Here is an 11,280-nt window from a genome sequence, read left to right on the forward strand (position 1 = left end):
TTGAAGATGAAGTACCGTTTGCTGGATTTGATTCGGATTTAGCTTTATCTTCAATAAAACGTTTAAAAGATGTTGTTAGGAAAGAAAATCCGATTATTTTCTTTGGACATGATATGGAGCAAGAAAAGGGCTGTAAAGTGTTCCCAGATTATTTGTGATATAGCATATAAAAAGTCATGGGCTTGTTTTGAAGTGACCCCCGAAAGTTAGACAGGTCGTTTCATTAGGCAGCCTCTAGGGTATGAGTCCGGTATTGTACCGGGCTCATACCCTAGAGGCTGCCTTAATTCTTTTATGATTATAGTATTCTATATACTTTGCTAATTCTTGTTTGAAATGTGTTATACTTTCAAATTCTTTTCGATACAGAAATTCCGATTTCATGATACCGAAGAAATTTTCAATAACGGCATTGTCATAACAGTTTCCTTTACGAGACATACTTTGAGTTATGCCACACTTCGTAAGAGAATGACGGTATTGTTTCATTTGATAGTGCCAACCTTGATCAGAGTGAATGAGGAGTTTATCCTGATCTGTTACACGTTCAAAAGCTTGATCTAACATTGTTGAAACAAGGGAATAGGTAGGTCTTGAACCAATGGTATAGGTGATAATTTCACCATTAAATAAATCCAATATTGGCGATAGGTATAACTTTTCCCCAAATAACTTAAACTCCGTAATGTCTGTAACCCACTTCTCATTTGGTTTTTCAGATTGGAAGTTGCGATTTAAAATATTCGGCGCAATTTTCCCAACTGTCCCTTTATAAGAGCGATATTTTTTTATACGAACCAGAAATTTTAACCCTAATTCTTTCATAAGACGATATACCTTTTTATGATTTACTTTGTGCCCACGATTCATAAGTTCATCGCGAATACGACGATAGCCATAACACCCATCGTGTTCATCATAAATAGCTTGAATCCGTGCTTTTACCTCCACATTTGGATCAGGACGATTGAACTGTTTTATCCAATAACATTACGTACTACGCGGAATATTAGCGAGTTTAAGTAACTCCTTAACAGGAAATTCATGCCTTAACTCATAGATTACTTCCGCTTTGTCTTGTTTTGTGATTTTTCCTTGTTTTGAACTAAGGCATTCAACTTTTTTAAATATGCATTTTCCATACGTAAACGTTCATTTTCCGCTTGTAAGGCTTCGATTGATCCTTCAACTACTGGTTTTATATTTTTATCTTTCATGGTTGGACGCCCCTTTTTCTTTGATTGTAGGGCATCCAATCCTCCTGTTTCATACGCTATTTTCCATTTCCGAAGTGTTTCATAAGACGGAATATTGAAAAGTGCCGCTGTTTCTCTGATAGATGTCCCGTGTTCATTCATATAATAAAGTACATCTAGTTTATACTGAGCTGGGTAGAATGTATAGCGCTTTTCAAAGGCCTTTTCACCTGAAGATTCATATCGTCTAATCCACTCGCGAAGTAAAACAGGAGTAACTCCTATAGATTTAGCAATTGTTTCTCCACTTTCTGAACCATCTAAATATCGTTTCACCACTTGGATTTTTTCTTTCGAAGAAAATTTAGCCATAAAAAATGCACCTCCAATTGTTAGACCGTGTCTAACAACTGGGGTGCACTTCACGTTAGCTCATGACTTTTTGTTTTGGGGTGTTATAAAATTCTTAAGTTGATGGGCATGGGGTAGCACCATAGCTGGTTCTTTTCTTAATTCTTCAATGGCTATCTGGATTAAGTGTAGAACATTCCCATTTTCTAATGCATATTGTAATAAGACTTGAGACACAACACGATATTCACGAATAGTGAAGTTCCGAAATCCATATTCTCTTCTAATTTCTTCGAGATGTTCATGTTTCGTTTGCTCACGTTCTGCATATATGTGTATTTCGTTCGCATTAATTTGCAGTTGTTTAGCTATATAGTTCACAACACAATCGGGTATATGTTGAACGTCTGACAAAGTCCAACAAGGAAATCTCAATACACAAAGCTGTAAAGCAAATCCTAACTTATCGCATGCGGAATTCAGTGTTTTGAGCAATTTTTCAACTTTACAACAGAACCTTTTGGTGAAAGTATTTCAGAAAGTTGAATAGATATATATTATGAGAGATTGTCCACTATTCTATATAGGAGGGACATGAATTTTTTATAAAAAAGGAGCACGTATTATGAAACTCATCGAAATTATAAAGCGTAGCTTTGATTCTTTACATTTATATAGTCAACAGGAGCTTATACAGATTGTACAAACATTAGATTTGTCACCTGAAAATCTAATTCTTTATATTATAGCCCCAAAGCACTTGGAATACGGACGAAATATCATTTATCATACAAACAAACTAGAAGTCATGGTACTTTATTTTCCTAGCTTGGCGAAAACGCCCATTCATAATCACGGTACATCAACAGGCTGTATCTATGTTGTACAAGGTAGCTTACAAAATATCCTATATACTCTTGAATCCACCGATACTACACCAACCTATCATCAAACACAACAATTTACGCAAGGAAATCTCTTTACTGTTAATAACGAAACCATTCATATGATGCAGAATAGCTCGACCTTACCAGCCATTACCTTCCATGTATATTCTCCACCATTAAAAAATGTAAAAATATAAGGTGTAATAGAAGTTGTGTCTTTGCCTTTAACTTGTTTATTTCGAAAGGAGTTATTATGGATCCTTATGATCTTGTTTATTGGAAAGGTAAGAGGTACACATTGACTTTTTGCCATCTGCGTAAGGAAATTCGAAGCTTTTGAATCGATCGTATTCAATTATTATCCAGAACAGTTGAACTATTCATCATTTAATATCCTAACGGACTGTTCGAAATGGTGAGTTGTTTAAATAAAAGTATTTGTACACAACAAAGCAGTTAGCAGGATTAGCTAACTACTCGTTGTACAAAAGAAAGTAAGCTATACAAGCAAATGGTATGTAATAATAAGTTATAGGTAAAGTATAAAAGAAATTAGAACTGTTATACGGTAAAGAAAGTAATAAAAATGCCCTCTTTCAGAGAGGGTATATCAGTAAACGTGTTCTATATCCTTGTAATATAAAATAGAGACAAGCTAATAAGAAAAAAAGAGCAGTAGCCAAAGCCAAAGTTATCTGTTTAGCAGGTTTTTCAAAAGGTAACAGGAGAAAAGTTACCATGTCATCTATAGTATAAGGGTGGCAGATTGAATTTTGTTAAGGGGATATAAGGATAGAGGCTATTAGCATGAAGACATACAAGTGAAGTGAGAATAGAAAATTAAATTAAGGAGATAGAAAGTTATGGGTTTATTACTTTTAAATTAAAAATAAAGCACACATATAGGTGTGTGCTTATGAAAGCTTTAGATTTGTATGACTAGATAGTCACCATACAATAAAATATGCTTATTTGATATAAATGTGTGTCAAATCTATAAAAATATATTTTGGTGTGTATAAGGAACATTAAATGTTAATTAGCCAAGCATTTTGTTTTTATTAACGAATTTGTGCAACTGTTAACGCTGCAGAACGAATATCTACTGTACCAATTACTTCAACGGGTACAACTTGAATTAAATCACCAGGGTTTAAGTTAATTAGAATAACACCACTGGATACATCTACTTCACCGGTGCCGAAGATATTAGAACGGACTGCGGTTCCAGATCCTGCAATAACATTAGTTGATGAGTTTAGCGTCAAGAAAAAGCGTGCTGCTTCCGGTGCTACGGGAACGTTATCAAGGCTGATTGTTAATGTATAACTGATTTGATAAATACCAGCTACCTGGATTCTAATACCAGTTCCAGTACTAATTGTATCATTTATTACAGGGACAGTAATGTTAGGGTTTGGACCCGTACTAGGTAATAGTAGTGGCGTGAATAATGTTGCAAATTGTGGTGCAGATGCATTGAAGGCAAAACCAAGGGCAGGTAGTGTACTGGGTGCTTGTGCAACACAGTTAAAGTTATCAAATTTATGACTAGATGAGTGCATATTTTCACTCCTTTCTATCAATCATATAATGTTAGAAACAATCTAACGTTATGGACAAGTATAATACAATATATGAAAGAAGGTATTGTAAGGTGACAAGGTGTTACTATTAGGTAGTTTAATAAAAAAGGTAAAACTATTTTGAAAAATAGGTAAATAAATGTTTTTTACTAGTACCCTTGCCTGAAGACTAGTGTATTATTGTAACTGTTCGTTACGTTTTATAGGATAAACAGAATTTGAAAAGTTATTTCTGGAAAATGGGAATAATTTTAAATAACTTATAAAAATCGAGTTTAGGAAGTATGCAAAGGGGCATAAGGTACTGAATTTTCTTTAGAGTGCGATTATTAGTTTGTTTTTCATTTATTTGAAACTGTTTTTAGTTTTTTTGCTTTGAGATTGTGTGTGTGAAGTTGGAATTGATAAGTATAATAAGATGAGGGATTCAATCTATAAGTTTACTTCCATTGATTGTGCAAATAGGTTGTTGAAACATTTTTCTACCGCATTACCAGGATATACACTGCGAACATCTGTTAGGATCCAACATTATGGCTTCATTCATCATATCCCGCTCTTATATACTCTGGAAAAGGATACTTATCTCGTTTTATATAATTCTTTTTTGTTTATAATGATTACCTATTTAAATATTGTGACATGTATTTTTAGGTATAGTTAAAATTGAGTAATCATAATTTAATATAGGCATTTATTAGTGAGTTTTTTAGGTTTTTTGTGAACAAGGATAGATATGGAGATTCTGGAGTTGGAAACTTAAAATTTTTCAGGAGGATGCTTGAGAAATTGATAAGTTACAGTAATATTTTAATAGGAAAAGCCCTTTTTGAAAGAGGTGCTAAAGAATGGATATAACTAAAAGTATTCCTAGGATTGTTGTTGATAATCAAGAGCTTTCATTCATTAAAATTAGAACTATGGCGTGGGATAATGGACCTACATTTGATTTGATTGTAAGAACACATGAAAAGGTAAAGAATTTTTATAATCTTCTTTGGTCACAGAAAAAAGTTTCAATTGTAGTCGTGGTGCTATTAAAGTAAAGCTTACCCAGGTTATTGGTGTGAAAAATGATATTAAAGGACAGTATGAATATCACTTCTTTTGGGGAGAAAAAAAGTAGCATATTAGCTGCTTTTTTATTTTATATAGGTTATAGAACCTGACTGTTTTTTTGTGAAATATTTAATTTTTAAATAAATGGTTGTCTACCCTCACCTGAAAATAAATGTTTTTCTTTTTTATTGTGTCCTTTTTTGGCTAGGTGCCAAGTCGACAGACGAAAGTAAAGCAATGGTTCTCGACTTCTTAAAACTATTTTAATGGCTTCAGTTCCGTATCCTTTTCCTGCTAATGAGATGGAAGCCATCGATATCCTGAATCCTGCATTTTGATTATCCTCATCGATATCAAGAATCGATAGCTCTCCAATCATTTCTTATTTAGTTGGAAAAAAGTAATCTTAAATCAATACTGAAAGAGATTCGACGAATTAGTAAACTATGCACATGGAAAAACCACTCAGATACTTAGAAATCATACAATAATACGAATAAAGACAATGGAAGTGTCGGTGTTTTTCACGAAACATTTCAGATAAAAAAAGGAGCTTCTGAATCGATCTATGTTAATGTGCCAAAAACAGATTTATCTAGAGCTACCGAACATATACAAGGATCTCAAGATACTAATACTGCTAAAAAAAGAATGAGTGAATAATTTATCATTTATTATTTTTATTCATGGAGATATAAAAAAGGGAAAATGAAGCCTATGTATATGTGAAGTAAACCAAAAAAGAGCATTCCCCTGGCGAGTGAGGAACGCTCTTTTTCTAACATTATAAAGAAATACATCTCTTATTTGGTTTGTCATAGTATTATATGCAACATTTTATAGTAATATGAACAATAAAAATAAAGAAAGAATATTCCCAGATGGATGGAGGAATACTCTTTCTCTATATAAAATAACTGATGGCATCAGCATTGTTAGTGTATGAAGTAGGAAATGAATATGGAACTGAAAAATAATAAAGACACCCCTGGCTGAAAGTGCCTTTACGTTTTGGATGTTTCCAAGAACAGTATTGATATTTGGTATACGTATTTTCAAAAATAAATAATCAAAATATCAAGCATGTAGGCAACATGAACAGAAGTTCATAGAAAATCTAATTTTAGTTTGTTGGGCATGTATGGTGACCCAAAATTATTGTAAATGAATTTGTCCACAAATTGATACACGCTATAAATGAAGATACGATTAGAAAATATATGAGAATACTTCAAATGAACGATAAATAATTGGGGAAAATAAACAAACTCCGTAAAGCTTGTAATCTAGTTACTTTAGTAGAGAAGAATAAGATGGACGCTGTATGCGGTGAAAGTCGCACGCACAGTGTTAAGCGAGGGAAAAGATGAAGTTATCGTAACTACAAAAATAATCCCCTGAAATCTAGGGGATTTAGGAAAACATTTATGAAAAATTATTTTATAAGGACTGGCATTCTTTTAGTTTCAAATCTTTCAAATTCTATAGGACAATAAGCAAATGTTGCTATAGGTCCTGAAGTTTCGTTTGTAAAAAAAGTGTGGTTAATTACTTCACCAGAAGAAGAATAAAAAGTAATTTTGGTTTTTGATATAGGAGGAAGTGCTATTACTAGTGGTTTACTTGTCATGCTAATCAGCTCCTAAAACATTTGGTTTTATATGAACTTTTATATGTATTCAATAAATGTATATGAATTCATTTTATAAAATTAGTAATTTGTAAATTGATAAATTTAACAAAATTGTTATTTTATAATCAAAAATAAAATAACCCGCTATTTAAAACGGGTTATTCCTACAAGGTGTGCAAGAAATTCAAAGTGACTTGACCAGAGAAACCTGTGGAATTCCTTGTGATAATAATGTATTCAAAAGAGTCATTAACGGTTAGTGGGAATTAAATAAAAAGAGCGCATTTTTATATGCACTCTTAGTAAGGTAGGTGAATAGCTCATGAAATAGAAAAACTCAAAAATTTGTAATCAGATTTTCATGAGTAAATTTTTAATATTGCATTCCTTACTTGGATTTATGAGCCTGTCACTGAAGAAAATGGCCAGGTGGAATCTATAAGTAATTTCAACAAAATCCCTTTTTGATTGGAGGAGACAAAATGGGCTGGGAAACAATAATTGAGCAAAAGGAAATGATAACAATTGGAAAGTTACACCTGATATGTGACGCTAGTTTGATACAAAGGAAATGCATATTAGTTGAAGCGATCAGTTTTTCTTGGATAGTTCGAACTATCACGGGACTTAGTAAGGGGGAAAATAAGTGATTTATGAAGTTATAGATTATTGCAGTAAGTGTGATGAGTAGTTACAGGATTGTAAATGCGAAGATAACTAAACAAAATCTTTATTTGAAAAAAAGAGCTTACATATCAGTAAGCTCTAAAAAAATAGTCTATATGAGTTGAAAGTCATACAACAATGTATGCTTGTTTGGTTTGAATGTGACAAGTTGTTAATAAAATCGTTATTGTACAAAAAAAGGCTAGGATTTCTCCTAGCATCAATAAAGGTTTTGTCGTATGGAAAATAAGATAATAAGCGGTCTTAATCGCTTATTTCAAATGTAGTATATAACGTTTGAAATGAAAATAGTGAGAATGAAAGCAGTATTTACAAATATTTTACATAGTAATAAAAATCTTGATAAATAATGAAACCTTTATTTGCCTAGAAAAGGTGCCAGCTGATACATCCTTGACATTTCAGCTGGCACGGGATAGATATTAACTTTTATTATTAGGTTTTTTAGTTGGCATTTTTACTCTTTCTAGAAGAGTGTGTACCAAATATTGCTCCGATTAAAGTCATAAAAATTGCACTCCATGCTGCAAATGACATCATTACACCTCCTAATAATAAATTGTTATAACTATGTATTTTGTTATATGTTGATTTATTGATGTTAGGCAGGAAAAAGGTTGAAAAACTAAATAAAAACGCTATTTGTGCGACACGTTTCCTTATAAGTGTGTTAACACGAAATTGGAGGGTTATCAATTTTTGATAACAACAACTGATTGACTGAAAGCAGGAATGAAAGCCGTCAGGTTGAGCTGAAACTACTTATCTAATACTCCTACATGCAAGGCGTGATAGTAGTCACAAATTGTATGAAGCTAGGTGAAGTCGACCGAACAAAACCTAAGTGAGAAATCATATGATTTTGGATAGGTCGGGACGCTACAAAATATCTAAGGTGCGAATGTCCTAACGGACTGGTGAACCTGCGAATGTACGGGTCTAAACGTTTAATATATCAGAAATGTGTATGTCGGCAATGACGACGTTATCTATCGAAAAGTAGGATTGAATAGTATGTATATTCAGATTTATTTACGTTATTGATCGAAAAAACTTCATTACACATTTAGATGAAGTATCATTCAATCAAAAGATAAGATAATATTCAGTACAAGAGACTTAGAAGCATTTGAGGATGAGTCTTATTCTGAAGCAGGAATAAATGAATTCATTCTCGTTAATCCTGATGAATTGTTATACGATGTATTAAAAAGGTACTGTTTACAAAAAGAATATCAAAAAATAGTATACGACGACTATTTGCTCTCATATAATTACGCTATATTTTTATTTGAAGATTATATCCGTATGTTTTTCATGAATACAATGTTTCATCTGAAGAGATTCTAGATGAAGATATACAAGTAACTATATTACAAAACGACGAATTTGTTCATGACCGTATAGAACAATTAGAACAATCGCTTGAAGGAATATTTGTAGATTTCGAAGAATGTGAAGAGTAGGGCAGTGATAAGCTGCTTTTTTTAACAACTACAAGTTCGCACGAAATACCGTTTTTACGAACAATAAGATGCTTATATAAAATCTAATATAGCATTTAGGGATTTCGAACTCAATTGCGTGAATCTAAGTATATTGGTATGTGTTTATATAATTAATCCTTTATATAATTAATCCTTTATATAAGAATCATTAAATACTTAATAACTCATTAGAACTTCTTATAGTAAATTACATTTTAATTTATAATGTTTCTTCTTAAATTGATCTAATTAACTCCTCATAAACATAATTAAATTAACCAATTTAATTTGATGACGACCTTTAAACCGTTTATAAATATTGATTTTTGTACTAGTTTTATAGTTTAATTTAGATTTATCAATTGGTTATCTATAATTTTTTTAGAACGACTACACTATACCTATTCATTTTCGAGTGAATTCTGGTAATCATAATTTAATTATGTAAATAAGTTTGTGTAAAAATTTAATTTCGCGCGAACTTGTGTTCGTTTCTATTTTCTGTTATATTATATATGAGGTGATTTTTATGGACTACAGCAAGCAACGTCAAAAATCCATACATCGTCAAAAATTGTACGAAAATTTAAATGAAATGCCCTTTTACATAGAAGAATTTGTGGAATACAAGGAATTGCATGATGCCTCTCCCTCCACCCTACTGAATTATGTATATGACTTTAGAGTCTTCTTTAATTGGCTATTATCTGAACAAATTATTGAATTAAAGCCCATTAAAGACATATCCTTCTCTGATTTAGAGAATTTAAAGAAAAAAGATGTTGAGAACTTCATGAGGGTTCTAAAACTGCAACAAAACATGCAAAATTCCTCTGTTAACAGAAAAATTCCGGCCTTGAAATCTTTATTTAAGTACCTTACCTCCCTATCAGAGAATGATGATGGAGAGTGTTATTTTTATAGAAATGTAATGGCTAAAATTGAAATACATAAAGATAAAGAAACATTAAATGCCCGTGCAAAACGTATGAGATCTAAAATATTTCATAATGATGATGATCAAGAGTTTTTAAATTATGTTAAGTATGAACATGAAAAATCTTTAACAAAACATCAGTTATTCTATTTCCTAAGAGATAAAGATCGTGATGTAGCTATCCTTTCCCTTTTTCTTGGTAGTGGTATTCGTGTAAGTGAATTGGCCGATCTTCGTATGGAAGATATAAACTTAAAAGAAAGACTAATTGATGTAATCCGAAAAGGAAACAAAGAAGATTCAGTATGGATTACTCCCATTGCATTAAATGATCTTGAAAAGTATATGGAAATTAGAGATAACAAATACGCTCCAGGGAAAGAATTAAAGAATGTGTTTTTATCGAAGTATAAACATACTGCACAGCCCCTTTCAGTTAGGGCTATCCAGGATATAGTAGAAAAATATACTAAGGCCTATGGCAAAAAGATGTCTCCTCATAAATTAAGACACACACTGGCAAATAAGCTATACATGGAAGAAAAAGACTCGTTACAAGTCATGCAGCAACTTGGACATTCCAGTCAAGATACGGCCTTATTATACACACAGCTTGGAGAAACAACTATTAAGGATAGCTTAGGACGGATTGGTAATAATCAGAAATAATAAAAGTTTAGCGATATATAATTGCTGAACTTTTATTATTTCCCCTACCATTTTTCTTTAAATGTCATGTATTTTTTATATGATATTTGATTTTATTATATAAAAAATACATATTGATATATATAGAAACTAATTGATAAATATACCATCAAGTTAATTTACTACGTTATTTAATAGCTCACACGGCTAATAATATTATTGTACTTTTACTCCCGTAAAACGTGTATTTGGGGTAGCACCACATTGCTATCAAGCTAAGCTTATACAAAGTCAATTTTAGGCGAGATTGTTTCTTTTTTCTAAAGGTTATGTGTAAGGAATTTAAAGATTTGCATACGAAATAAACCCTAACGGGTTTCATTTTTTTGAATTAAGCCGCTTGATTATCAGACATGGTACAATTGTAAACGACACCTAATATATCAAAGACTGTTTTCTTCTCATATCGATGAGATTTTCTCCCGTTTTGCTGTAGGAGGTTGAACAGGCGAATTAGAATCTTTGATAGCTCTTGGGTGTCTTTCTGTATAGCTTGGAAAAGAAGAAGAAAGTAATCTTTAATCATATATATGGTCTTATATTCACTCAGTTCTCGTTTCTTTTTCATAAGAAGTAATTACCGCATTTGAAACATGGTAGAAGAACAGAGTAGAATGGCAATCAGTTTTCCATACAAATGGCATTCCAATCGTTCTCGTTTTATCTTTTTACAATGATGAATATGAAAGAATGATTTCCACGTTTTAAATAAAATCTGTCGGGTAAAGAACTGGCGCGGTATCAGTTAT

At 32.0% G+C, this 11,280-nt stretch carries 7 protein-coding genes and 5 pseudogenes; 6 read left to right on the forward strand and 6 right to left on the reverse strand.

The window, feature by feature from the left end; translation table 11 throughout:
• A pseudogene (locus MR155_RS29855) lies at nucleotides 1-158 on the forward strand (quorum-quenching N-acyl homoserine lactonase AiiA); the annotation flags it as partial.
• 65 nt (nucleotides 159-223) lie between these two features.
• On the opposite strand, the pseudogene MR155_RS29860 reads toward MR155_RS29855, so the two are convergent.
• Together MR155_RS29860 and MR155_RS29865 are read right to left on the reverse strand one after the other, a co-directional pair.
• A pseudogene (locus tag MR155_RS29860) lies at nucleotides 224-1,568 on the reverse strand (IS3 family transposase).
• Between the two features lie 60 nt (nucleotides 1,569-1,628).
• A complete protein-coding gene (locus MR155_RS29865) occupies nucleotides 1,629-2,042 on the reverse strand; it encodes a DUF4158 domain-containing protein (protein ID WP_277958791.1) in 414 nt (137 codons plus the stop codon).
• 130 nt (nucleotides 2,043-2,172) lie between these two features.
• On the opposite strand from MR155_RS29865, the gene MR155_RS29870 reads away from it, so the two are divergent.
• Both MR155_RS29870 and MR155_RS32480 read left to right on the forward strand, forming a co-directional pair.
• Nucleotides 2,173-2,631: a cysteine dioxygenase gene (locus tag MR155_RS29870; RefSeq protein WP_242311966.1), complete on the forward strand. Its 459-nt coding sequence runs from the start codon at nucleotides 2,173-2,175 to the stop codon at nucleotides 2,629-2,631.
• A gap of 56 nt (nucleotides 2,632-2,687) precedes the next feature.
• The gene (locus tag MR155_RS32480) at nucleotides 2,688-2,774 is read left to right on the forward strand and encodes a WYL domain-containing protein (RefSeq protein WP_472927184.1); all 87 of its coding nucleotides are present in this window, start codon (nucleotides 2,688-2,690) and stop codon (nucleotides 2,772-2,774) included.
• A gap of 721 nt (nucleotides 2,775-3,495) precedes the next feature.
• Here the strand turns inward: MR155_RS32480 and exsF are convergent.
• Nucleotides 3,496-3,999 (reverse strand): exosporium protein ExsF, encoded by a 504-nt coding sequence (gene exsF, locus MR155_RS29875; protein WP_242311967.1) that lies wholly within the window; start codon nucleotides 3,997-3,999, stop codon nucleotides 3,496-3,498.
• An 869-nt stretch (nucleotides 4,000-4,868) separates the two neighbouring features.
• On the opposite strand from exsF, the gene MR155_RS29880 reads away from it, so the two are divergent.
• On the forward strand, nucleotides 4,869-5,066 hold the full coding sequence (locus MR155_RS29880) for a hypothetical protein (RefSeq protein ID WP_242311968.1): 198 nt from the start codon (nucleotides 4,869-4,871) through the stop codon (nucleotides 5,064-5,066).
• Between the two features lie 263 nt (nucleotides 5,067-5,329).
• Here MR155_RS29880 and MR155_RS29885 read toward each other — a convergent pair.
• Nucleotides 5,330-5,461: pseudogene (locus tag MR155_RS29885) on the reverse strand (GNAT family N-acetyltransferase); the annotation flags it as partial.
• On the opposite strand from MR155_RS29885, the pseudogene MR155_RS29890 reads away from it, so the two are divergent.
• A pseudogene (locus MR155_RS29890) lies at nucleotides 5,447-5,742 on the forward strand (monooxygenase family protein); the annotation flags it as partial. The pseudogenes MR155_RS29885 and MR155_RS29890 sit on opposite strands and share 15 nt — an antisense overlap.
• A gap of 772 nt (nucleotides 5,743-6,514) precedes the next feature.
• Here MR155_RS29890 and MR155_RS29895 read toward each other — a convergent pair.
• Nucleotides 6,515-6,709, reverse strand: coding sequence for a hypothetical protein (locus MR155_RS29895; RefSeq protein ID WP_242311969.1), 195 nt, complete (start codon nucleotides 6,707-6,709; stop codon nucleotides 6,515-6,517).
• 2,706 nt (nucleotides 6,710-9,415) lie between these two features.
• On the opposite strand from MR155_RS29895, the gene xerS reads away from it, so the two are divergent.
• Entirely contained in the window at nucleotides 9,416-10,492 is a 1,077-nt protein-coding gene (gene xerS / locus MR155_RS29900) for a tyrosine recombinase XerS (RefSeq protein WP_242311970.1), read from the forward strand.
• Nucleotides 10,493-10,862: 370 nt separating this feature from the next.
• On the opposite strand, the pseudogene MR155_RS29905 reads toward xerS, so the two are convergent.
• Nucleotides 10,863-11,249 (reverse strand): annotated as a pseudogene (locus tag MR155_RS29905) (IS4 family transposase); the annotation flags it as partial.
• Between the last annotated feature and the right edge of the window lie 31 nt (nucleotides 11,250-11,280).

This window comes from Bacillus cereus group sp. BfR-BA-01331, assembly GCF_022663915.1.
In the GTDB taxonomy this organism is placed as follows: Bacteria; Bacillota; Bacilli; order Bacillales; family Bacillaceae_G; genus Bacillus_A; species Bacillus_A mycoides.

What these genes read in the sequence shown, in the direction of transcription:
- MR155_RS29870 (WP_242311966.1), top strand. Translation starts at nt 2,173, where the DNA reads ATGAAACTCATCGAAATTATAAAGCGTAGCTTTGATTCTTTACATTTA.
- MR155_RS32480 (WP_472927184.1), top strand. Translation starts at nt 2,688, where the DNA reads ATGGATCCTTATGATCTTGTTTATTGGAAAGGTAAGAGGTACACATTG.
- exsF (WP_242311967.1), bottom strand. Translation starts at nt 3,999, where the DNA reads ATGCACTCATCTAGTCATAAATTTGATAACTTTAACTGTGTTGCACAA.
- MR155_RS29880 (WP_242311968.1), top strand. Translation starts at nt 4,869, where the DNA reads ATGGATATAACTAAAAGTATTCCTAGGATTGTTGTTGATAATCAAGAG.
- MR155_RS29895 (WP_242311969.1), bottom strand. Translation starts at nt 6,709, where the DNA reads ATGACAAGTAAACCACTAGTAATAGCACTTCCTCCTATATCAAAAACC.
- xerS (WP_242311970.1), top strand. Translation starts at nt 9,416, where the DNA reads ATGGACTACAGCAAGCAACGTCAAAAATCCATACATCGTCAAAAATTG.